Annotated in this window: 20 protein-coding genes; 6 read left to right on the top strand and 14 right to left on the bottom strand. The window is 70.9% G+C overall.

Features of this window, described 5'->3' with window-relative positions; genetic code table 11:
* The first annotated feature begins 36 nt into the window (after positions 1 to 36).
* Positions 37 to 1,227 (top strand): zinc-dependent alcohol dehydrogenase, encoded by a 1,191-nt coding sequence (locus ACGFNK_RS17785; RefSeq protein ID WP_393416799.1) that lies wholly within the window; start codon positions 37 to 39, stop codon positions 1,225 to 1,227.
* Positions 1,228 to 1,263: 36 nt separating this feature from the next.
* Here ACGFNK_RS17785 and ACGFNK_RS17790 read toward each other — a convergent pair whose 3' ends face one another.
* Positions 1,264 to 1,959, bottom strand: a complete 696-nt coding sequence (locus tag ACGFNK_RS17790; RefSeq protein WP_393416801.1) for an HAD family hydrolase — start codon at positions 1,957 to 1,959, stop codon at positions 1,264 to 1,266.
* Between the two features lie 74 nt (positions 1,960 to 2,033).
* Positions 2,034 to 2,510 (bottom strand): Lrp/AsnC family transcriptional regulator, encoded by a 477-nt coding sequence (locus ACGFNK_RS17795; RefSeq protein WP_393416803.1) that lies wholly within the window; start codon positions 2,508 to 2,510, stop codon positions 2,034 to 2,036.
* 220 nt (positions 2,511 to 2,730) lie between these two features.
* Here ACGFNK_RS17795 and ACGFNK_RS17800 point away from each other — a divergent pair, with 220 nt between their 5' ends.
* Positions 2,731 to 4,380, top strand: coding sequence for an FUSC family protein (locus ACGFNK_RS17800; RefSeq protein WP_393416997.1), 1,650 nt, complete (start codon positions 2,731 to 2,733; stop codon positions 4,378 to 4,380).
* Between the two features lie 100 nt (positions 4,381 to 4,480).
* A complete protein-coding gene (locus ACGFNK_RS17805; RefSeq protein WP_393416805.1) occupies positions 4,481 to 5,521 on the top strand; it encodes a lactonase family protein in 1,041 nt (346 codons plus the stop codon).
* A 90-nt stretch (positions 5,522 to 5,611) separates the two neighbouring features.
* On the opposite strand, the gene ACGFNK_RS17810 is transcribed toward ACGFNK_RS17805, so the two are convergent.
* From ACGFNK_RS17810 to ACGFNK_RS17825, 4 genes are all read right to left on the bottom strand, one after another.
* A complete protein-coding gene (locus ACGFNK_RS17810) occupies positions 5,612 to 6,535 on the bottom strand; it encodes a hypothetical protein (RefSeq protein WP_344388492.1) in 924 nt (307 codons plus the stop codon).
* Between the two features lie 119 nt (positions 6,536 to 6,654).
* Positions 6,655 to 7,680, bottom strand: coding sequence for an N-acetylglucosamine kinase (locus tag ACGFNK_RS17815; RefSeq protein ID WP_393416999.1), 1,026 nt, complete (start codon positions 7,678 to 7,680; stop codon positions 6,655 to 6,657).
* Between the two features lie 14 nt (positions 7,681 to 7,694).
* Positions 7,695 to 8,372 (bottom strand): uracil-DNA glycosylase, encoded by a 678-nt coding sequence (locus tag ACGFNK_RS17820; RefSeq protein ID WP_393416807.1) that lies wholly within the window; start codon positions 8,370 to 8,372, stop codon positions 7,695 to 7,697.
* 152 nt (positions 8,373 to 8,524) lie between these two features.
* Positions 8,525 to 9,610 (bottom strand): WD40/YVTN/BNR-like repeat-containing protein, encoded by a 1,086-nt coding sequence (locus ACGFNK_RS17825; protein ID WP_386336505.1) that lies wholly within the window; start codon positions 9,608 to 9,610, stop codon positions 8,525 to 8,527.
* 211 nt (positions 9,611 to 9,821) lie between these two features.
* Between ACGFNK_RS17825 and ACGFNK_RS17830 the strand changes: the two genes are divergently transcribed.
* Positions 9,822 to 10,400, top strand: a complete 579-nt coding sequence (locus ACGFNK_RS17830) for a hypothetical protein (protein ID WP_393416809.1) — start codon at positions 9,822 to 9,824, stop codon at positions 10,398 to 10,400.
* 99 nt (positions 10,401 to 10,499) lie between these two features.
* Here the strand turns inward: ACGFNK_RS17830 and ACGFNK_RS17835 are convergent, their stop codons facing one another.
* Positions 10,500 to 11,579: an NADH:flavin oxidoreductase/NADH oxidase gene (locus tag ACGFNK_RS17835; RefSeq protein ID WP_393416811.1), complete on the bottom strand. Its 1,080-nt coding sequence runs from the start codon at positions 11,577 to 11,579 to the stop codon at positions 10,500 to 10,502.
* Between the two features lie 191 nt (positions 11,580 to 11,770).
* Between ACGFNK_RS17835 and ACGFNK_RS17840 the strand changes: the two genes are divergently transcribed.
* Complete coding sequence (locus ACGFNK_RS17840; protein WP_393416813.1) at positions 11,771 to 12,130, top strand: ArsR/SmtB family transcription factor; 360 nt, start codon at positions 11,771 to 11,773, stop codon at positions 12,128 to 12,130.
* Here the strand turns inward: ACGFNK_RS17840 and ACGFNK_RS17845 are convergent.
* The 3 genes from ACGFNK_RS17845 to ACGFNK_RS17855 form a co-directional block, all read right to left on the bottom strand.
* Positions 12,050 to 13,447, bottom strand: coding sequence for a nucleobase:cation symporter-2 family protein (locus ACGFNK_RS17845; protein ID WP_393416815.1), 1,398 nt, complete (start codon positions 13,445 to 13,447; stop codon positions 12,050 to 12,052). The genes ACGFNK_RS17840 and ACGFNK_RS17845 overlap by 81 nt on opposite strands.
* Before the next feature lie 108 nt (positions 13,448 to 13,555).
* On the bottom strand, positions 13,556 to 14,911 hold the full coding sequence (locus ACGFNK_RS17850; RefSeq protein ID WP_393416817.1) for an FAD-dependent oxidoreductase: 1,356 nt from the start codon (positions 14,909 to 14,911) through the stop codon (positions 13,556 to 13,558).
* 206 nt (positions 14,912 to 15,117) lie between these two features.
* Complete coding sequence (locus ACGFNK_RS17855) at positions 15,118 to 15,768, bottom strand: DUF305 domain-containing protein (protein ID WP_393416819.1); 651 nt, start codon at positions 15,766 to 15,768, stop codon at positions 15,118 to 15,120.
* A gap of 213 nt (positions 15,769 to 15,981) precedes the next feature.
* Between ACGFNK_RS17855 and ACGFNK_RS17860 the strand changes: the two genes are divergently transcribed.
* Positions 15,982 to 17,493, top strand: a complete 1,512-nt coding sequence (locus tag ACGFNK_RS17860) for an LVIVD repeat-containing protein (protein WP_393416821.1) — start codon at positions 15,982 to 15,984, stop codon at positions 17,491 to 17,493.
* Here ACGFNK_RS17860 and ACGFNK_RS17865 read toward each other — a convergent pair.
* From ACGFNK_RS17865 to ACGFNK_RS17880, 4 genes are all read right to left on the bottom strand, one after another.
* Complete coding sequence (locus tag ACGFNK_RS17865) at positions 17,472 to 18,185, bottom strand: TetR/AcrR family transcriptional regulator (protein ID WP_393416823.1); 714 nt, start codon at positions 18,183 to 18,185, stop codon at positions 17,472 to 17,474. The two genes, ACGFNK_RS17860 and ACGFNK_RS17865, sit on opposite strands and share 22 nt — an antisense overlap.
* A gap of 132 nt (positions 18,186 to 18,317) precedes the next feature.
* A complete protein-coding gene (locus tag ACGFNK_RS17870) occupies positions 18,318 to 19,010 on the bottom strand; it encodes an HAD family hydrolase (RefSeq protein ID WP_393416825.1) in 693 nt (230 codons plus the stop codon).
* Between the two features lie 10 nt (positions 19,011 to 19,020).
* Positions 19,021 to 19,740 (bottom strand): phosphatase PAP2 family protein, encoded by a 720-nt coding sequence (locus tag ACGFNK_RS17875; protein WP_386336524.1) that lies wholly within the window; start codon positions 19,738 to 19,740, stop codon positions 19,021 to 19,023.
* Between the two features lie 68 nt (positions 19,741 to 19,808).
* On the bottom strand, positions 19,809 to 20,744 hold the full coding sequence (locus ACGFNK_RS17880) for a M56 family metallopeptidase (RefSeq protein ID WP_386336526.1): 936 nt from the start codon (positions 20,742 to 20,744) through the stop codon (positions 19,809 to 19,811).
* Between the last annotated feature and the right edge of the window lie 89 nt (positions 20,745 to 20,833).

The following is a 20,833-nucleotide window of genomic DNA, read 5'->3' on the forward strand; positions in this document are numbered from 1 at the left end:
CGAGGCAGCGACGAGCAGCGGTGAAGGGAGCGCACGATGAGGGCCGTGACCTGGCAGGGCAAGCGCGAGGTGCGGGTGGAGACCGTACCCGCCCCGGAGATCGAGGAACCGACGGACGCGATCGTACGCGTCACCTCCAGCGGGCTCTGCGGTTCCGATCTGCATCTGTACGAAGTGCTCACCGCGTTCATGACACCGGGGGACATACTCGGGCACGAGCCCATCGGCGTCGTCGAGGAGGTGGGCTCCGCGGTGACGGGGCTGAAGCCCGGCGACCGGGTCGTCGTGCCCTTCCAGATCGCGTGCGGGCACTGCTGGATGTGCGGCGCCGGGCTGCCGACGCAGTGTGAGACCACCCAGGTGCACGACTCGGGCATGGGCGCGGCGCTGTTCGGCTACACCAGGCTGTACGGCGGCGTGCCGGGCGCCCAGGCCGAGTATCTGAGGGTCCCGCAGGCGCAGTTCGGGCCGATCAAGGTACCGGACGGGCCACCGGACGACCGCTACGTCTACCTCTCGGACGTCTTGCCGACGGCTTGGCAGGCCGTGCAGTACGCCGACATCCCGCCCGGAGGATCCGTCGCCGTCCTCGGCCTCGGACCGATCGGCGACATGTGCTGCAGGATCGCCCGGCTCCAGCGGGCCGAGGTCGTCATGGGCGTCGACCTGGTGTCCGAGCGGCTGCGGCGGGCGCGCGAGCGGGGCGTGGAGACGTACGACCTGCGGCGGTACGAGGGGCGCAAGGAGCTCATCGAGGAGATCCGCGACCGGACCGACGGCCGTGGCCCCGACGCCGTGATCGACGCCGTGGGAACGGAAGCCCACGGAAGCCCCGTCGGACGGACCGCCCAGCAGATGTCCTCGATGCTGCCCCGGGCCTGGGCCGCCCGGCTCGCCGAACGGGCGGGCACCGACCGGCTGGCCGCGCTCCTCACCGCCATCGAGCTGGTCCGGCGTGGCGGCACGATCTCGCTGAGCGGTGTCTACGGCGGCATGGCCTCACCGCTGCCGCTGATGACGATGTTCGACAAGCAGATCCAGCTGCGAATGGGCCAGGCGAACGTACGGCGCTGGGTGGACGACATCCTGCCGCTGCTCACCGACGAGGACCCCCTCGGAGTCGACGGCTTCGCCACCCACCGGCTCCCGCTGGAGGAGGCCCCGCACGCATACGAGATCTTCCAGCGCAAGCAAGAGGAAGCGGTGAAGATCCTCTTCCAGCCCTGAAGCACGGGGCCGGCGTCGGCAGATCAGGTCGGCGGATCAGGACGCCGGAGCCGAGCGTACGAGCCAGTCGTACGCGGCCCGCGCCGTGAACTCGCTCTGGCCGTCGCGCAACAGCAACCCGGCCGTGGCGAACGCCGGGTCGTCGGCCTGCGCGGCCAGGTACGGGATGGCGATGCAGCGCATCCCGGCCGCGTGCGCCGCCGCCGCGCCCGGAGCGGCGTCCTCGAGGACCACGCAGTCCGCCGGGGCCGCTCCCAGCCGGCGTGCCGCCTCCAGGAAGACGTCCGGAGCGGGCTTGCCCCGGGCGACCTCCTCGGCCGAGACAACGGTGCGCAGCGAGGCGCCCAGGCCCGTGCCCGCCAGGATCGCCTCGATGGCCTCCCGCGAGGAACCAGAGGCCACGGCCATGGGTATGCCCTCGACGGCCAGCAGCTCCACGAACTTCCGCATTTCCGGGAAGACGTGCGTGGCGGTGCGGGCCAGCGCCAGATAGCGCCGGTTCTTCTCCGCGAGCAGCACGTCCCGCGGGGCCTCGATGGCGTACCGCTCCTTCCAGTGAGCGACCGTCTCCGCGGTGCTGATGCCGACGTATTGCTCGAAGTCCGTCCAGGTGAAGTCCGTGACGCCGTGCCCTGCGAGTGTCTGCCGTCCCGCCTCGTAGTAGTTGGGCTCGCTGTCCACGAGCGTGCCGTCGAGATCGAAGATGACCGCGGTGCCTGCGAGAGAGCTCATGGCCTCCAGGATGCCAAGGACCGGTTAGCGGCCGTTGAACAGCTCTCGGCCGTCAGTCGGTCTTTCTGCGCCGGTCAGTTCCGGGCCGCGCGTCCGACCGCCTCCACGAGCGGCAGCAGCCGGTGCGGCACGCGTTCGCGCAGCGCCACCTCCGTACGCGTGCGGACGACGCCCGGCAGGCTGATCAGCGCCTGGATCAGATCCTCCAGATGGGCGTTGTCGCGCGCGACGACCCGCGTCAGAAGGTCACCGCCGCCGGTGATCGAGAACGCCTCGACGATCTCCGGTACGGCGGCCAGGGCATCGCCCACCTCGTCGAGATGTCCCTGCGTGACCTCGATGTGCACGAAGGCGAGCACGGGGTGGCCGAGCGCGGCGGGTGAGAGCGAGGGGCCCGTGCCGGTGATCACGCCGTCCCGTTCCATCCGGTCGAGCCGGGCCTGGAGCGTGCCGCGGGCGATACCGAGGGTGCGGGCGTATTCGCGGACGCTGGTGCGGGGCTGCTCCAGGAGCATTCGCAGGATGCGGGTGTCGAGTTCGTCCACGGCCATGGTCCGTTGGCCTCCCTGCGGTCTTGGCTGGTCGCTCCCGACTGTACCAATGGCCCAGCCGATCGGGAGCCTGTTGAGCCAGTGCCCACCTCCTGCTTACCTTGACGGTATACATGGCGTCGCGAAGCGCCGGACGGCAAGGAAGCCGGATCCGGACCCGCGGCGCCATTCCCATGTGAACAGATGCGAAGCGGGGGGCGGGCTGCCGACGGTGAAGAAGATGTTCATGGCTCCGGATCCGGGCCTGGTACGGCTGCGGGTCTCGCTGCGGGCGGTGCTCGGCGTCAGCCTCGCGGTGACCGCCTGCGAACTCGCCGGGCTCTCGCTGCCCGCCTCGATCACGGGCGGGCTCGCCGCGCTTCTCGCGCTGTTCACGGTCGGCGACCCGACCGTGCGCGGCCAGGCCGCCACCACGGCTCTGCTGCCCGTCGTCGGCTTCCCCGTGCTCGCCCTCGCGACCGTGCTCCACCCGGTGCCGACCGTGCGTGACGCGGTCTGGCTCGTCGTGGTGTTCTGCGGTGTGTACGCCCGCCGCTGGGGGCCGCGTGGGCACGCGCTCGGCATCTTCGCGTTCATGACGTTCTTCATCACGCAGTTCCTGCACGCCGTACCCGGTCAACTGCCCCAGCTGTACGCCGCGGTGGCGCTGTCCCTGGCCGCCTCCTCGACGGTGCGCTTCGGCGTGTGGTGCATCGAGCGACAAACTCCGCCGCCTGCGGTTCCCGCCCCGCTCGGCGGTCGCGGGCTCGGCCGGCCGACCACCCGGCAGGCCTTCCAGGCCACGGCCGCCTGCGCCTTCGCGATGGCGGCGGGCCAGTTCCTGTCGCACGAGCGCTGGTACTGGGCCGTCGGCACTGCCTGGTGGATCTTCGTCAACACGGCCTCGCGCGGAGAGACGCTGGTACGCGGCTTCCGGCGCGTCGTCGGCACGGTCACCGGAATCGCGGCCGGGCTGCTGATCGCCGTACCGCTGCACGGCGCGCCGACGCCCACGGCAGTGATCGTCGCCGTATGCGTGTGGGGCATCTTCTACACCGCGGCGCTCTCGTACAGCTGGATGATGTTCTTCGTCACCGTCATGGCGGGTCTGCTGTACGGGCTCCTCGGCGTGCTGCATCCGGGCCTGCTGGGACTGCGTCTCGCGGAGACCACTGCCGGTGCGCTCGGTGCCGTGCTCGCCGTCGCGCTGATCCTTCCGGTCACCACGCACGCGGTGACCGATCGCTGGGTGGCCCGGGCCGTGCACGCCGTACACGACTGCACGTCGGCGGCGGCCCGGCGCCTTGCCGGTGACCCGGGCGCCGATCCCGCGCCGCCGGCCGCGGAGCTGGAGGCGCTGCTCGGACGGGTGCGGTTCGCGCTCGCCCCGCTGGTCCACCCGCTCAACCCGATGCGGGCTCGCAAGGCCAGGGCCCGTCAGGTGCTCGCGCTCCTCGACGACTGCGCCCGCGAGCTGCGCGGTCTCGCGGCCGTCGCCGCCGACCCCGCCGCCTCGCACGACGCCCGCCTCACCGCCGCCTGCGGACGCGTCGAGGCGGCTGTCGAGGTGCTGAGCGCTCCGCTGGATGGCCAGTGCGTCACCTGCGGGTCCGTCGTGGCTGGTTGCGTCCACGCGGCTGAGCCGCGTATGTCACAGCCCCGCACCCCTTTGGGGCGCTGCCGAACCGCACCGGACTTCGCCGGACTCGGCGCGGTGCCGGAGCGTGCCGTGCCGTCGGCCGCGGGCGTGTCGGGCGCGGGGACTCCGGGCACTGGTGTGCCGGGTCATGACCCGGGAGCCGAGCAGGCGCTCGCCCACCTCCATGGCCTGGAGCGGGCGCTCGCCGCGCTGGCCGCACCACTGGGGGACTCCTCGACGGCGAGGGCGTGAACACGAACCACGCTGTCGCACAGGCGGCCGTTTTGGTCCAGACCTTTGATCGCCTGCTGCTACCGTCGCCCCGACAGCGCGGCACCGAGAGGGGACGGCAGTGGCAGACGGCGGCAGGCGGGAACAGCGGGCGTTCATCGGCTCGTTCACGGCAGCGGGAGGACCCGGTGTGCTCACCGCGGCCCGCGACGAGGACAGCGGCGCGCTGACGGTCCTGAGCAGCGTGGACAGCGTCCCCGACCCCTCGTACCTCGCGTTGTCGCCCGCCGGGGACATGCTCTACGCGGTCAGCGAGACGGCCGAGGGCGCGGTGGCCGCGTACCGCGTCAAAGGTGACAAGCCGGAACTCGCGGGCCAGCCGGTCCCGGTCGACGGCAGCGGACCCACCCACCTCTGCGTGCACGCCGGACACGTACTGACCGCCAACTACGGCTCCGGCAGCGTCAGTGCCGTGCCCCTCCGCGCCGACGGCAGCCTGGAGGGCGCCGCGTCCGGCGTGCTCCAGCACTCCGGCTCGGGCCCGCACACCCAGCGTCAGCAGGGCCCGCACGCCCACCAGGTGCAGCCCGACCCGAGCGGGCAGTGGGCCGTGAGCGTCGACTTGGGCACGGACTCCGTACGGGTGTGCGTGCTGCGGGACGGGACGCTCGAGGTGCACCGCGAGATTGCGCTGCGTCCCGGGTCGGGGCCCCGCCACCTCGCGTTCCATCCGGACGGCGAGCACGCGTACGTGGTCAACGAACTCGCGCCCACCGTCACCGTCTGCCGCTGGGACGCCGCAGACGGCACCCTGCGGCCGGTCGGCGAGACGCCGGTGCTGCCGGTCGCCCCGGACGGTGACGCGTATCCCTCGGGCATCGTCGTGTCGCCCGACGGACGCTTCGTGTGGACCGCCACCCGGGGCCAGGACGTCCTCTCCGTGCTCGCGGCCGACGCGGACGAGCTCCGCCCCGTCATCACGGTGCCCTGCGGCGGCAACTGGCCGCGCGCCCTCGCCCTCGACCCCTCGGGGCGTTTCCTGTACGTGGCGAACGAACGCTCCGGCGACGTGACCTGGTTCGCGCTCGACCCGGACACCGGCATCCCGCGCCGCGGCGGCTCGATCGAGGCGCCTGCGGCGTCGTGCGTGGTGTTCGACTAGCAACCAGCCCATACGACGGCGGACACGACGAAGGGCCCGTTCCTGTGAGAGGAGCAGGCCCTTCTTCGTGCGTGAGGATGTGTGCCGGCGTCAGCGAACCGGCGCGCCCTGCGGCTGCTGCGGGGCGATGCCCAGTGCCGTCGTGTACTTGGAGAGCGCGAGCTTGCCGATCGCGGGGTACGCGCCCAGCCCCTCGGCGGCGGAGCAACCCGCCTCCTTCGCGGCCGCGTCGAGCAGCGTCGAATCGAGCTCGGGGCCGATCAGGTACGGCGCGAGCGCCAGTTGCTGGGAGCCCGAAGAACGCAGCTGCTCGGCAGTGGAGGCGATCGCGCCCTCCTCGTCGAGCGCCGCCGCCATCACCGGCACGGCGAGGCGGGCGGCGAGCAGCATGCCGGTGATCCCGGCCGCCTGCACGGCCTCCTCGCCGCCCACGGACGCCAGGATGATGCCGTCCGCGGCGGTCGCCACGGTGAACAGGCGGGCCCGGTCGGCACGCGCCAGACCCGCCTCGGACAGACGTACATGCAGCGCCTCGGCGAGCAGCGGGTGCGGGCCGAGCACATCGGTCAGCTCGGCCGCGACACGGCTCTCCATGACGGCCTGGCGGATGCGGCGCAGCAGCGCGTTGTCCGGACCGGCGAGCAGCGGCACGACGACGGCGACGGGGCCCTCCGGCTCCCTGACGTCGACACCGGCGGCGCGGGCCTGCTCGAAGCGGGCGGTGCGCTCCTCGGCGGCGTGCACCAGCACCGACTGAAGCGTGGGGAACTCCGAGTCGTCACCGTCGAGGTACCCGATCCGGGCGTCGAGGCCGGGCAGCTCGGAGCGTGCGATGCTCACGACCTCGTCGGCAAGGCTGCGCACGGCACCGCTGGGCGTGCCGGGCACCGCGAGGACGAGCGCGGGCGCGCCCTCGGGAGCCGCCAGCGGCTCCGGACGGCGGTGCCGCCCGGGCTGGCGGGGTCGCGGCATTCGTACTGGCAGGCCGGACGCGGGCCCAGTGGGGGAGCTCATGGCGCCGCATGTTACTGGTTTCTTGGGCTCCCCTGTTCGGGGAGGGTGCAGGTGAACGGTATACGTCCGCTTTTGTCTGATGAGTTGCGTACGGATTGATCTCTTTGCGTACGTACGGATCAAGGTGCGGGGGTCTCGGGCGCGTTGGCCTCGAGCGCGGGGGGCTCCCCGATCACGTACAGCATGTCCTCCTCGCGCGGCAGCGTCAGCCGGTCCTCGGCCAGGTCCACGGCGATGCGTACGGCGCCGGCGAGCGGATCGCCCGCGGCCGGAACCTGCCGCGCGTACGGCAGCCGGTCCGCCAACGCGGCGCGCAGGGGTACGAGCAGAGGGTCGCCCATCTTGAACAGTCCACCCGTAAGGGCGACTTGGGCCTCGCCGGAGACCTCGCCGCCGGCGGGGCAGACCGCGCGGGCCGCGCCGGCGATGTGCCGGGCGGCCTCGGCCAGGATGTCCGCGGCCACCGGGTCGCCGTCGGCACAGGCCGCCACCTCGGGTGCGAAGGACGCCAGCATGGCGGGGCGGTCGGTGCGCGGGTAGAGCTGCCCCGGCCAGGTGCCGGCCGGGCCGAACATCGCCTCGCCGCGCGCCAGGAGCGGGGCCGAGCCCCCGGACCGTCCGTCGTGCGCGCGCAGGGCCGCGTCGAGTCCGGCTCGCCCGATCCACGCTCCGCTGCCGTTGTCGCCCAGCAGATGGCCCCAGCCGTCCGCTCTGCGCCAGCTCGTCAGATCCGTGCCGATCGCGATCAGACCGGTGCCGGCCGCGACCACTGCCCCCGGTCGCTGGCCCAGCGCGCCCACATACGCGGTGACCCCGTCGGCGGCCAACGCGAGCTTGCGCACACCGAGTTCGCGGGCCAGCGCGGACGGCAGATCGGCGCGCAAGGAGTCACCCAGCGAGGTGTAACCCGCGGCCCCCACGGTGACCGCGCGAAGCGCGGCGATCCCCGCGTCCGCCATCAACTGCCGGGCCATCGGCACCAGTTGCTCCACCAGATGCCCGGCGTCAATGCCGCGCGGGCCCGTGCGCACAGGCTCCCCGGACTTCAGCGGAGCCGTATCCCGGTCTTCGTCCTGGCCCCCCTTGACCGCCAGTACGGCCCGCAGTCCCGAACCCCCGGAGTCCACACCCAGTACGCCCGACATCTCGTCGGGACCGGTCACGGCAGCCGCCAGTCCACGGGTTCCCCGCCCTGACGGACCAGCAGGTCGTTGGCCCGGCTGAACGGGCGCGAACCGAAGAAGCCCCGGTCCGCCGACATCGGCGAGGGATGCGCCGACTCCACCGACGGCAGGTCACCGAGCAGCGGCCGGAGGTTACGGGCGTCGCGTCCCCACAGGACCGACACCAGCGGCCGGCCGCGCCCTGCCAGCGCCCGTATCGCCTGCTCCGTGACCTCTTCCCAGCCCTTGCCCCGGTGCGCGGCGGGACGGCGCGGGGCGGTGGTGAGCGCCCTGTTGAGCAGCAGCACGCCCTGCTCGCTCCAGGGCGTCAGGTCGCCGTTGGACGGCTGCGGCAGCCCCAAGTCGCTGCCGAGCTCCCGGTAGATGTTGATGAGGCTGCCGGGCAGCGGCCGCACTTCGGGCGCTACCGAGAACGACAGCCCCACCGCGTGTCCCGGTGTCGGATACGGGTCCTGGCCGACGATGAGGACGCGGACGTCGTCGAAAGGCTGCTGGAAGGCGCGGAGTACATTCGGCCCGGCCGGGAGATAGGTGCGTCCCGCGGCGATTTCCGCGCGCAGGAAGTCACCCATCTCGGCGATCCGTCCGGCCACGGGTTCCAGGGCCTTGGCCCAGCCCGCTTCGACGATTTCATGCAAGGGTCGTGGTGCCACGGCGTCACCCTACTGCCGTGCGGACGGGCGCGATCAACCGGTGGCCGAGGAACGACCAAGAGTGATACGTCCGTTGACGGCGAGAGGGCGCAGGGCTCCCCCTGTGACTGCTAACTGCTAACTGCTAACTGCTAACTGCTGAGTGCTGGGCCTCAATCGATCACCGCCGCGCGCACGCACAGCACATCCGGCAGATGCGACGCCAACTGCCGCCAGCTGTCCCCGTCGTCGGCCGATGCGAACACCTCTCCGTTGCGGTTGCCGAAGTACACGCCCGCCGGGTCCTCGCCGTCCGTGCACATCGCGTCGCGCAGCACCGTGCCGTAGTGGTCCTCCTGCGGCAGCCCCGCCGAGAGCGCCTCCCAGGTCTTGCCCGCGTCCGCCGTGCGGAAGACCCGGCATCGGCGCTCGGCCGGGACCCGGTCCGCGTCGGCGTTGATCGGGAACAGGTACGCCGTGTCCCCGCGGTGCGGGTGGGTGGCCGCGGCGAAGCCGAACGTGGACGGCAGGCCCTCGCCGATGTCCGTCCAGTGCGCGCCCGCGTCGTCGCTGCGGTAGACACCCCAGTGGTTCTGCAGATACAGCCGGTCCGGCGTCACCGCGTCCTGTGCGATCTTGTGGACGCACTGGCCGAACTCCGGGTTCGGATCAGGCAGGAACACCGCGGAGACACCGGAGTTGGAGGGCGCCCAGCTCTCCCCGCCGTCCTTCGTACGAAAGACACCGGCCGTGGAGACGGCGACTGTCACCGCCCTCGGGTCGCGCGCGTCCGTGAGGACCGTGTGCAGGCCCTCTCCGCCGCCGCCGGGCACCCACTGCGAGCGCGTCGGGTGCTCCCATAGAGGGCGGACGAGTTCGAAGGTCTCGCCGCGGTCCTCGGAGCGGTACAGCGCGGCCGGTTCCGTGCCCGCGTACACCACATCCGGCTCGGCGGCCGCCGGATGCAGCTGCCACACCCGCTCCAGCGAAGCCCCCGTGTCCTCGGGGAACTTGACCGCGGGCTTGGCCGGCTCGGTCCAGGTGCGGCCCAGGTCGTCGGAGTGGAACACGGACGGGCCCCAGTGCGCGCTGTCCCCGCCGACGAGAAGCCGCGGCACATCACCGCGGGTGTCGATGGCGACCGAGTAGACGGCCTGCGCGTTGAAGTACGGACTGTCGTCGAACTCCCAGGCGCCGCCGCGCCGTCGCCCGATGAACAGGCCTTTCCGCGTGCCTACGGTGAGCAGTACGTCGGCCATGCCGACCACCTCCGGACGTCGTTGTCAGCAGACACGGGTCAGTCTGCACCCAGGCACTGACAATCACCTCTGGACGCGCCATCCCGGCAGTTCAGAGGGCATTTCGGCGACCAACGGCGATGTGGGGATCGTCTCCTCGTGAGCACCGGGGCGATCGCTCGCGTATGGGAGGGAGGGGGCTGGTGTGTCGGTGAGGAGATTGGGGCGTTCGATGGCGGCATTCCGTGGTCAGAGGGTGTGGCTGTGGCGATGGCGGCGCAACCCGCTGCGGCGCCGCAGCGACGAACTGGAGTCCTGGCTCCTGCTGGCCACCTGGACCCTGATGCTGGTCACCGGTCTGCTCGCCGGACTGGCGACGACACACGCGGTCGAGAGCAGCCTCGCCCAGCAGCGCGCCGAGTGGCATCCGGTCCTCGCCCTGACCAGTGAGAACACGCCCGCCACAAGCACATCCGCGGCCAGCCACGAACGCATCTGGGCCGAGGTGCGCTGGACCGCGGCCGACGGTTCGCCGCACACCGGCCAGGCGCGAGTCGAGCCCGGCAGCACGGCCGGCACCCCCGTCGTCGTGTGGACGGACCGCGACGGCCGCCTCGTCACCAAGCCCGCCAGCGCGCACCAGGCCGGACTGCGGGCCGGACTGTCCGGGGTGCTGGTGGGGGCGAGCGCCGCCGCCGTGCCCCTCGGCGGCGGACGGCTGTTGCGCAAGCGTCTGGACCGGCAGCGTATGGAGCAGTGGGACGCGGAGTGGGAGAAGTTCGGCCCTCAGTGGGGGTGGAAGACGGGCTGAGCCGAGGGGCCGCGCCGAACCGGCTCGGTGCTCGGTGCCGTACGGCCGTTGGTCGGCGCCATTGCGGACCGTACGGCAGGTGATCAGACAGACCGGTGGTCAGACAGACCGGTGGTACTGATCCGGTACGTGCACCTCGCTCCCGAGTTCGCGCGCCGCGTGCCGGGCCCATGAAGGGTTGCGCAGCAGCTCCCGGCCCAGCAGTACCGCGTCCGCCTCACCATTGGCCAGGATCTTCTCGGCCTGCTCGACATCGGTGATGAGGCCGACGGCGGCGACGGGCATGGACGTCTCGTTCTTCACGCGGGTGGCGAAGGGGACCTGGTAGCCCGGGTCGACGGGGATGCGCACACCGGAGGCGTTGCCGCCGCTGGAGACGTCGAGGAGATCGACGCCATGGGTGGTCAGTTCGGCGGCGAAGCGGACCGTGTCGTCGGCCGTCCAGCCGTTCTGTTCCAGCCAGTCGGTGGCCGAGATGCGGAAGAACAGGGGCTTGTCGTCCGGCCATACGGCCCGTACGGCGTCGACGACTTCGAGGGCCAGGCGCGTGCGGTTCTCGTACGAGCCGCCGTACGCGTCCGTGCGCCGGTTGGAGTGCGGGGAGAGGAACTCACCGATCAAGTAGCCGTGCGCACCGTGGACTTCGACGATCTCGAAGCCGGCGTCGAGAGCGCGGCGTGCGGCGTCCGTGAACTGGCCGACGATCTCCTGGATCCCCTCGACCGTGAGCTCGGTCGGCACCGGGTGGTTCGCGTCGAAGGCCAGCGGGCTGGGCCCGAGCGGCTGCCAGCCGTGGGCCTCGGGACCGACCGGGGCACCGCCCTTCCAGGGGCGGTCGGTCGAGGCCTTGCGGCCGGCGTGCGCGAGCTGCACGGCCGGAACGGTGCCCTGCCCCTTGAGGAAGCGCGTGATCCGGCGGAAGGCCTCGGTCTGTGTGTCGTTCCAGATGCCGAGGTCGTACGGCGAGATCCGGCCCTCGGCGCTGACGGCCGTGGCCTCGACGACGATCAGGCCCGTGCCGCCGGTGGCGCGCGCCGCGTAGTGGGCGAAGTGCCAGTCGTTCGGGGCGCCCATGCCCGGGCCGTCGGGCGCTGCCGAGTACTGGCACATCGGGGGCATCCAGACCCGGTTCGGGATGGTCAGATCGCGCAGGGTGTAGGGCTCGAAGAGCGCGCTCACGGCGGACTCCAATCGTCACGGGGCCGGGTTACGACTCGTACGATAGGCATCGTAGTACGGGAGATGTCAAACTACGAGAGTCCTCGTACAATGGAATCCTCCGGAGCGATGGAGCCCCAGAAGCCTCGGAGACCGCCGGAACCTCCGGACCAGAAGGCCTGAGCACTCTGAGTACAAGGACTGGAGCCGCCGTGACGACCGCCACCCCGAGCAGCAGCAGCCGTGAACTCCCGCACCCCACACGCGAGGAGATCCGGCTGGAACCCGTGCTGCACGCGCTCTCCGACCCGATGCGGCTCCAGGTCGTACGAGAGCTCGCCACCGACGGCGACGAGCTCTCCTGTTCGCATTTCGACCTGCCCGTCACCAAGTCCACGACCACGCACCACTTCCGGGTGCTGCGCGAGAGCGGAGTGATCCGGCAGGTCTACCGCGGCACCGCCAAGATGAACGGGCTGCGCCGGGACGACCTAGACGATCTCTTCCCGGGACTTCTCGACAGCGTCCTGACCGCCGCCGCTCGTCAGGCCGTCCGCCTCGTGGGCAGCTGAACCGCCCTTCGACGGAAGGTGGTTGAAGAGCAGGTTCAGCACGATCGCTGTCAGGCAGCCCGCGCTGATCCCGCTGTTCATCACCGTCTGGAACCAGTCCGGGAACTTCTCGTAGACCGTCGGCACCCCGACGGGCAACATCCCCACGGCGACCGAGACGGCCACGACGGTCAGGTTGTCGTTGCCCTTGAACTCCACCTGCGCCAGCGTCCGCAGCCCGCTCGCGGCGACCGTCCCGAACATCACCAGGCCCGCGCCGCCGAGTACCGGCGCCGGGATCGCCGCGACCACCGCACCCAGCTTGGGCAGCAGGCCGAGCAGAACGAGCATGCCGCCGGCCGCCGCCACGACCCAGCGGCTACGGACCCGCGTCATGCCGACGAGGCCGACATTCTGCGCGTACGCCGTGTACGGGAAGGTGTTGAAGACACCGCCGAGCACCGTGGACAGGCCGTCGGCGCGCAGGCCGTCGGCGAGCGGGCGAGGCTCGACCTTCCGCCCGGTCATCTCGCCGACAGCGATGAAGTCACCCGTAGTCTCCGTCATGGTCACCAGAGCTACGACCAGCATCGACGCGATCGCCGACGCCTCGAAGGTGGGGGCGCCGAAGTGGAACGGCGTGCTGATTCCCAGCCAGTCCGCGTCCCCGACCCCGCCGAAGTCCGTGAAACCGAAGGGCACCGCGACGGCGAGGCCCACGGCGATGCCGATCAGTACCGCGATGCGGCGCAGGAACACCGGGGCGAACCGCTGCACGGCGAGCACCACCGCGAGCACGAAGGCCGCCAGCGCCACGTTCTTAGGCTCGCCGAAGTCCTCCGCGCCCACGCCGCCGGCCGCCCAGTTGCCCGCCACCGGCAGTAGTGAGAGTCCGATGATCAGGATCACCGTGCCGGTGACCAGCGGCGGGAAGAATCGCAGCAGTTTTCCGAAGACGGGCGCCAGCAGAATGATCGCGAGTCCGGCGACGATCACCGACCCGTAGATCGCGGGCAGTCCGCCGCCGCCCGTACCGATCAGCACCATCGGCGACACGGCCGCGAAGGTGCAGCCCTGCATGATCGGCAGCCGCACCCCGAAGCGCCAGAAGCCGACGCACTGGATGAGCGTCGCGACACCGCACAGCAGCAGGTCGGCCGTGATCAGGTATGCCATGTCCGCGGGCGACAGCTTCATCGCACTGCCCACGATCAGCGGGACGGCCACGGCGCCGGCATACATCGCGAGCACGTGTTGCAGTCCGAAGGCGGCGAGTTGGCGGACGGGTGGGACCTCGTCCACGGGGTGCACTGGGCGTGCGGGGGTGGAGGTTGGCATGGGTACTCCAGGAGCGGCGGGGAGCGGGGACTGTTCGCGACCGTAGAGGGCTTAAACAGTTTGTTGATTTCCTGCCTGTTGCCACCAGGTGTCATGCCCAGGAGAGAGTCAGTGACTCTGTTGAACCGATCGGGCCGCTTCCATCAGTGACTGCCAGTCGGGCAGCTTCACCACGCTCCGGCCGAGCGAGGCACCCAGCTCCGCCTCTGCCCGCTCGATGGCCAGCCAGCCCGACCACTCGACCGGCCGCAGGCCCTCCGCGCGCAGTACCGCCAGCGGATCGTCCGGCACCTCACGCTGTACGAGTTCGGGGGCGTCCTCCAGCAGTGAGGTCACCGTCTCCTTCGCGCAGGGACGGTTGGTGCCGATGACGCCCGTCGGGCCCCGCTTGATCCACCCGGCCACGTACTCGCCCGGCGCCACCGAGCCCTCGCGCAGGACCCGTCCCGCGAGATGCGGCACCGTGCCGTGCTCCGCGTCGAACGGCAGGCCCTCCAGCGGCACTCCGCGATAGCCGACCGAGCGCAGGACCAGCTGCGCCTCGACGTCCTCGTACTGCCCTGTGCCCGCCACGCCGCCGTGCCCGTCCGGCGCCGTCCGCTCGAAGCGCACCGCGCCCACGCGTCCCCCATCGGGGAGCAACTCGACAGGGCGCAGGAAGAAGCGCAGCCGGATCCGCCGGGAACCGCCACGCGGTGGCTGTGTGGCCCAGCCGCGCAGCACCTCCACGTTGCGGCGCTGGGCGGCGGGGAGCGCGGAGGGGTCTGCGTACGCCGGATCGAGCGCCAACTCCTCGGGGTCCACGATCACTTCGGTGTCGGGCAGTGCGCCCAGCTCCCGTAGCTCCTTGGTGGTGAATCGGGCCTGCGACGGGCCGCGCCGCCCCACCATCTGGATGTCCTGCACCTGACTGTGGGCCAGCGCAGCGAGAGCTCCCTGTGGCATGTCGGTGGGGTTCAGCTCCGCGGCGCCGCGGGCCAGTATCCGGGTCACGTCCACCGCCACGTTGCCCACGCCGATGACGACGGCCGCACGCGCGCCGAGCACAAAGCCGTCGGCGATGGCATCCGGATGCGCGCTGTACCAGGACACGAACTCGGTCGCCGACCAGCTGCCCGGCAGCTCCTCGCCCGGCACTCCGAGGCGCCGGTCGGCGGCGGCACCGACGCAGTACACGACCGCGTGGTACAGCTCCCGCAGCCGGGCGGCCGGCAGCCCGTGCGGGCCGACCTCGATGCCGCCCAGGAACCGCACCTGCTCGTGCTCCAGGACCGTACGCAAATTGTTCTGCAGCGACTTGATCTTCTCGTGGTCTGGCGCCACGCCGTACCGCACCAGTCCGTACGGGCACGGCAGCCGGTCCAGGACGTCCACGCGGACCCCGGGCACCTGGCTCTGCTGGACGAGACTCTGCGCGGCGTAGACCCCACTCGGCCCCGAACCGATCACGGCGACGTGCAGCACGGCGGAACTCCTTCCCGGCAGGAGAACGAGGAGATCGCTGCTCCTTCCAGAATCGCACCGACCCGCCCCCCACGGGAGGGCCAGGAACGCGTCACTACGCCACCGGAGTGCACCACCGCGCGGTCGGCACGACCCACTCCGAAGCCGCGCGCCACCGGCGCCCGCCACCCGCCGGGCGCCGCCCACGCCGGGCCGAGCCGTCAGGGTCAGGGCATGTCCCTCATCTTGTTGATCTCTGTCGTCTGCTGGGCGATCACGTCGTCGGCCATTTCGCCGATCTGGACGTTGTTGCCTTGCGCGAGCACATCCGTGGCCATGGTGATGGCGCCGTCGTGATGGGTGATCATCAGCTTGAGGAGCAGTTCGTCGAAGGCCTTGCCCTCCGCCGCGCGCAACTTTTTGAGCTGGGCCTCGGTCGCCATGCCCGGCATCGCCTCATGGTCGTGCCCCTGGCTCTTCTTCTTCTCGCCGCCGTGAGCCTGCTGCCAGCCCTTCATGGTCTCGATCTCCGGCCCCTGCGCGGCGGCGATCCGCTCGGCGAGGCGCTTCACCTGGGTCGACTCGGCGCGTTTCGGGGCGAGTTCGGTCATGTCCAGGGCCTGGGTGTGATGCTCGATCATCATCCGCGCGTAGGCGAAGTCCGCCGAGTTGGGGGAGTCGTCGGGCCGCCGCTTCTCGGCGTCCTCGGCGGAGAGCGTCTCAGCCGCCTCGCCCGGTTTTCCCGGAGCGATCACCGAAGGACCCTTGCCCGACTGGGACTTGGGCTCGTCGTCCGAACCGGTGCAGCCTGCGAGGGTGAGTGTGACGACCGTCGCGGAGGCGATGACCACGTGACGGTACGTACGACGAATGAGCACAGCGGCCTCCTGTGGCACACGAAACGGCGGACACCTTGTGGGTGTTGAGAACCGTCCTACCCGTTGCCGAACGTCAATGACGCGTTGCCGTTAGTAAATGATCAGATGAATTCGTTACGGCTGCATTGCGCCCTGTTGTTCTGAGCATGATGAAGACGATACTGCGGTGGTGCCTTAACCGTTCAACTACGAACGGCTACAAGGGAGGACGCAGTGACCCTGTTGAACAACCACCGAACACGGCGCAGACGCCTGGGAGTTGTCGCCACCGCGGCCGGACTCCTGGCCGCGTTGCTCACGGCCGGTCCGGCGGTCGCCACCCCGGACCCGGGGGACACGCCGGCCACCCCGGACAAGGTCTCCAAGAGCACGGCGGCCGAGGTCAGGGAAGCGATCGAGAGCGGCGACATACCCGGCAAGGACGAGATCGTCCACTCGGACAACATCACCCACCTCGGCAACATCCCCAAGGACGCCCTGCCCGGCACCAACTCGGACCTGGCCTTCCAGGGCAAGTACGCGTACGCCGGCAACTACGACGGCTTCCGCGTCTTCGACATCAGCAACCCGAAGACCCCGAAGACGGTCGCCCAGGTGCTCTGCCCCGGCTCGCAGAACGACATCTCCGTCTCCGGCAACCTGCTCTTCCTCTCCACGGACTCCTCGCGCAGCGACAACTCCTGCAACAGCACCTCGCAGCCCGCGACCGAGAAGTCCTCGTGGGAGGGCATGAAGATCTTCGACATCAGCGACAAGCGCAACCCCAAGTACGTCGCCGCCGTCGAGACCGCCTGCGGCTCGCACACGCACACGCTGGTGCCCGAGCGCCGGAACGTCTACGTGTACGTCTCCTCGTACTCGCCCAGCGCCACCTTCCCGGACTGCCAGCCGCCGCACGACGGCATCTCGGTCATCAAGGTGCCGCGCAAGGCGCCCCAGAAGGCGGCGGTCGTCGGCTTCCCGGTGATCTTCCCGGGTGAGGGTCCCGACGGCGGCGGCAACCCGGGCTCGCCCACCAACCCGGGTGTCTCCAAGACCACCGGCTGCCACGACATCACCGTGCTGCCCTCCAAGGACCTCGCCGCGGGCGCCTGCATGGGCGACGGCATCCTGTTCTCCATCAAGGACCCGGAGAACCCGAAGGTCATCGACCAGGTCCAGGACAACGTGAACTTCGCGTTCTGGCACTCGGCAACCTTCAACCAGAAGGCCAACAAGGTCGTCTTCACCGACGAGCTGGGCGGCGGCGGTGCGGCCACCTGCAACGCGGCCATCGGCCCGAACCGTGGCGCCGACGGCATCTACGACATCGTTGGCAAGGGCGACAAGCGCAAGCTCGTCTTCAAGAGCTACTACAAGATCCCGCGCCACCAGGCGGACACCGAGAACTGCGTGGCCCACAACGGCTCGCTGATCCCGGTCAAGGGCAAGGACCTCATGGTCCAGGCCTGGTACCAGGGTGGCGTCTCCGTCTGGGACTTCACCAACTCCTCGAAGCCCAAGGAGATCGCCTACTTCGAGCGCGGTCCGATCTCCACCGACACCCTCGTCGGCGGCGGCGCGTGGTCGGCGTACTACTACAACGGCTACATCTACTCGAACGACATGGTGAAGGGCTTCGACGTCCTGAAGATCAGCGACCGGCGCACGGACCCGGCGAAGTGGATCCGTATGTCCGAGCTGAACGTGCAGACGCAGCCGGACTACTTCGACTGGCGAGGCTGACCGGCCTGACCGGCCCGGCCTGCCGCGTCGGCTTCGCGGCCCTGCGGCGAGAAGAACCGTGACAGGTCCTCCTCGCCAGAAGTCCCGCCGGGCGCCTCGGCGCCCGGCGGGAAACCCAGCTCCCAGTCGAGCCGATAGCGCTTGAAAAGCTCGGCCCGCAGGGTCGCCGGAGGCATCGGGACGCCCGGCACCAGGGCCGCGTACACCGATCCCATCAGCAGTGCCCGCAGCATCGGATAGTCGGTGGCGGGATCCGGCGAACCGTACCGGCTGACGGTGTCCCTGAGCAGTTCCGCCAGGCGTTGCTGCTCCGGGCACTGTACGAACCCCTCGGCCTGCAGGATGCCCGCCATGTGCTGGCGCATCAGCACGGGATGGTCCCGGGCCAGGCCCAGGATCGCGTCGATGGCGCGCGCCATGCGCTCCCGGCCGTCCTCTGTGCGCGGCTCGCGCTCCAGCGCCTCCTGGAGTGTGCAGGCCATCAGCCGGTGGACAGCCGACTGTACGAGCTGCCGCTTGCCCGGGAAGTAGTACGAGACGAGTCCGCGTGCGGAGCCCGCGCGGTCCGCGATGTCGCCAAGTGTTGTCGCCTCGTAACCATGCGCGCTGACCAGCTCAAGTGCCGCCTGGAGCAGCTTTTCCCGGGATCGCCGCCGCAACTCTTCATTGACCGAGCGGCTGCGCGGGGACATCCTGTAACTCCTGGGTTGACTGGCTGCCAGCCAACTATACTCAGCGCGTCCATGGCGGCCCCTTCCCAGGGGTCTCCTTCGGGCTGCCGTCCGCCTGGGCGACGCGGGGGATCGTCCAGGCGGACGGGAAATTCAGCCGACCAGCTCCAGGACCGGGCGGAGCCCGTCCGGACGCTGCGAAACCGGCAGATGGTCGACGAAGTGCACGCCGCAGCCCAGGGCCGCCGCGCCGCCGTCCGCGCGGCGGTCGTCGCCCACCATCAGCGCCTCCCGCGGATCGACGCCGAGTGCGGCGCAGGCGGTCGCGAACAGGCGTGGGTCCGGCTTCTGGATGCCATGTTCGTACGACAGGACGTATGCGCCGACGTACGGGTCGAGGCCGTACTCACGGAAGACAGGCCGCAGATCCCAGCCGATGTTGCTGACCACACCGACCGCCACACCGCGCTCACGCAGCGCGCCCAGCACCTCGGCCGTGTCGGGGTACGGGCGCCAGGCGGCCGGAGACATATGGCGGTCGTACAGCGCGTCGTGCAGGGCGGGATCGGGCAGCGGCACCTGACGTGAGAGGCCGGTGTACGCGGCCCGGTGCAGCTCGGCGCTCTTGTCGCGGATCTCCCACACGGGGGCGAGCTCATCGGGGATCGGCCTCGAGGGGAAGGATCCGCCCGGCAGGGCGCCCACGGCGTCCAAGTGCCGGGCCGCCTGGGTCAACTCGGGCTCGGTAAGGGATATTTCGGTCTCGGCCAGCACCGCGCGCAGCCAGGACTCGGTGGATTCGATACGGAAGAGTGTTCCGGAGAAGTCGAATAAGACAGTAGCCACGCGCTGGACCCTACCGGTGTTCCTGGTCCACGAGTGGCCGCTGTGGCGCATCGGTCGAGGGCGTCCGCGACCGCTCGTACGACACCACCGTCAGTGCGACGGTCAGGGCGCCGAGCAGCCAGCCGCCGAGCACGTCCGTAGGCCAGTGCACGCCCGTCCACACGCGGGTCAGGCCCACGCCGATGACGGAGACCGCCGCGACCGTGAGGGCGATACGCCACAGGACGCGCCCGGCGCCGTACAGGTGCAGGAGCCAGAGCAGCAGGCCGCAGACCACCGCCGCCGTCATGGCATGGCCGGACGGGAAGGCGGCGTAATGGGCCGAGTCCACGGGGTCGCGCCACACGGGGCGCTCCCGGCCGATCGCTGCCTTCATGCCCTGCTGAAGCAGGGTGCCGAGCAGCGTGACGGCTCCCAGCCAGAGTGCGGGCCGCCAGGCCGAGCGCCGGATGATCAGCCAGAGCACGGTCGCGGTGGCCAGGGCACGCATGGTCCAGGGGTCCCACACCCAGTCCGTCAGGATGCGGGCCGTCTGCGTGACGTCGGGCTCGTCGACCGCCCACTCGTGCGTCGTACGCGCGATATCGCCGTCCAGGTCCATGAGCGGGTCCCAGGACAGGGCGACCAGCGCGATCAGCAGCACGGAGGGAACGGCGAGGGCCACCGCGGCGCGAACGGCGGCAGTGGGGGCCGCTGTGCGGGGTGGCGAGTCGAGGGTGGGGGAGTCCATGTATTGATCCTCGCCGACCGGTGGGGCAGAAGGCCAACTCCGGTGCGTACGTCCCCTTGAGCGTTTGGTTACCCCAGCGCCCGCAGCCCCGGCACGAACGCCACCAGCAGTGGAATCACCGGCACCAGCGCCGCGGACGCCGTGAGCCGCAGCCGATGGACGGGCGGAAGGCGGTCCGGGGGAGTGAGCAGGCGGTTGACGCGCTGCGGGACGTGGGCCTGCGGTGTGGGACAGGGGCCGAACACACCCCGGTCCTCGTTCAGTTCCACCAGCGCGAGAGCGGTCGTCAGCCGGCCGAAGCGGCGGGACGCCATGTCGTCAGCGGCGAGCTCGACCAGCCGGTGCATCTCGTCGCGGAACGCCGCGAACACGGGTACCTGCGGGAAGCCGTTGGCCAGCGCCGCCGAGGAGTGCAGCAGCCAGTCGTGCCGGGCCCGCGCGTGCCCCTGCTCATGGGCGAGCACGGCGTCCAACTGGCTCCCCTTGAGGCGGCGCAACGCGGCGGTGGTGATGACGAGTTGGGGCGCCGCCCCGGGCAGCCACCAGGCATCCGGACGCTCGCCCTCCAGCACGACGAGCCGGTCGCCGGCGGGCTCCTCGCCGGGCAACAGCGGGGCGCGTACGCGGAGTTCGGCCCGCTCGCGGCGGCGTCGCGCACGGGCCCGTACGATCTCGCGGACCAGCATCGCCGCGCTCCATAGGCCGCCGCAGGCGAGCGCCACGGCGGTCGCCGCGGCCCAGGGGCTCGCTTCGGCGAGCGCGTAGGCGTCCACGACGTCGTGCGGGGCGGGAGCGAACACATGGCCGCGCACCGCCTGCCAGGCGGCAGCCGCGCTGAGGGTCATCGAGAGCACGCAGCACAGCAGGATTGCCACCACCACGCACTGCCACACCCACAGGGCGACCACCGGTTCGCGGTCCGCCCAGCCGGCTCGGGCGAGCAGCCGCGGAGCCAGGACGGCGGCCAGGGCGCCGAGCAGCAGCAGTGCCGCGGGGACCATCATGGGAGCAGCCTATTTGCGCGGTGCCGCGAGGGGATACGGGCTGCCGGGGCAAAGTGACACAGACCACGATCTCGTAGAGGTCCGGCCGC

The sequence above is a fragment of the Streptomyces sp. NPDC048825 genome, from assembly GCF_043198355.1.
Lineage (GTDB): Bacteria > Actinomycetota > Actinomycetes > Streptomycetales > Streptomycetaceae > Streptomyces > Streptomyces xiangluensis.

Coding starts and splice junctions, on each gene's coding strand:
- ACGFNK_RS17785 (WP_393416799.1), top strand. CDS start 37: ATGAGGGCCGTGACCTGGCAGGGCAAGCGCGAGGTGCGGGTGGAGACC.
- ACGFNK_RS17790 (WP_393416801.1), bottom strand. CDS start 1,959: ATGAGCTCTCTCGCAGGCACCGCGGTCATCTTCGATCTCGACGGCACG.
- ACGFNK_RS17795 (WP_393416803.1), bottom strand. CDS start 2,510: ATGGCCGTGGACGAACTCGACACCCGCATCCTGCGAATGCTCCTGGAG.
- ACGFNK_RS17800 (WP_393416997.1), top strand. CDS start 2,731: ATGTTCATGGCTCCGGATCCGGGCCTGGTACGGCTGCGGGTCTCGCTG.
- ACGFNK_RS17810 (WP_344388492.1), bottom strand. CDS start 6,535: ATGAGCTCCCCCACTGGGCCCGCGTCCGGCCTGCCAGTACGAATGCCG.
- ACGFNK_RS17815 (WP_393416999.1), bottom strand. CDS start 7,680: ATGTCGGGCGTACTGGGTGTGGACTCCGGGGGTTCGGGACTGCGGGCC.
- ACGFNK_RS17825 (WP_386336505.1), bottom strand. CDS start 9,610: ATGGCCGACGTACTGCTCACCGTAGGCACGCGGAAAGGCCTGTTCATC.
- ACGFNK_RS17830 (WP_393416809.1), top strand. CDS start 9,822: ATGGCGGCATTCCGTGGTCAGAGGGTGTGGCTGTGGCGATGGCGGCGC.
- ACGFNK_RS17845 (WP_393416815.1), bottom strand. CDS start 13,447: ATGCCAACCTCCACCCCCGCACGCCCAGTGCACCCCGTGGACGAGGTC.
- ACGFNK_RS17865 (WP_393416823.1), bottom strand. CDS start 18,185: ATGTCCCCGCGCAGCCGCTCGGTCAATGAAGAGTTGCGGCGGCGATCC.
- ACGFNK_RS17875 (WP_386336524.1), bottom strand. CDS start 19,740: ATGGACTCCCCCACCCTCGACTCGCCACCCCGCACAGCGGCCCCCACT.
- ACGFNK_RS17880 (WP_386336526.1), bottom strand. CDS start 20,744: ATGATGGTCCCCGCGGCACTGCTGCTGCTCGGCGCCCTGGCCGCCGTC.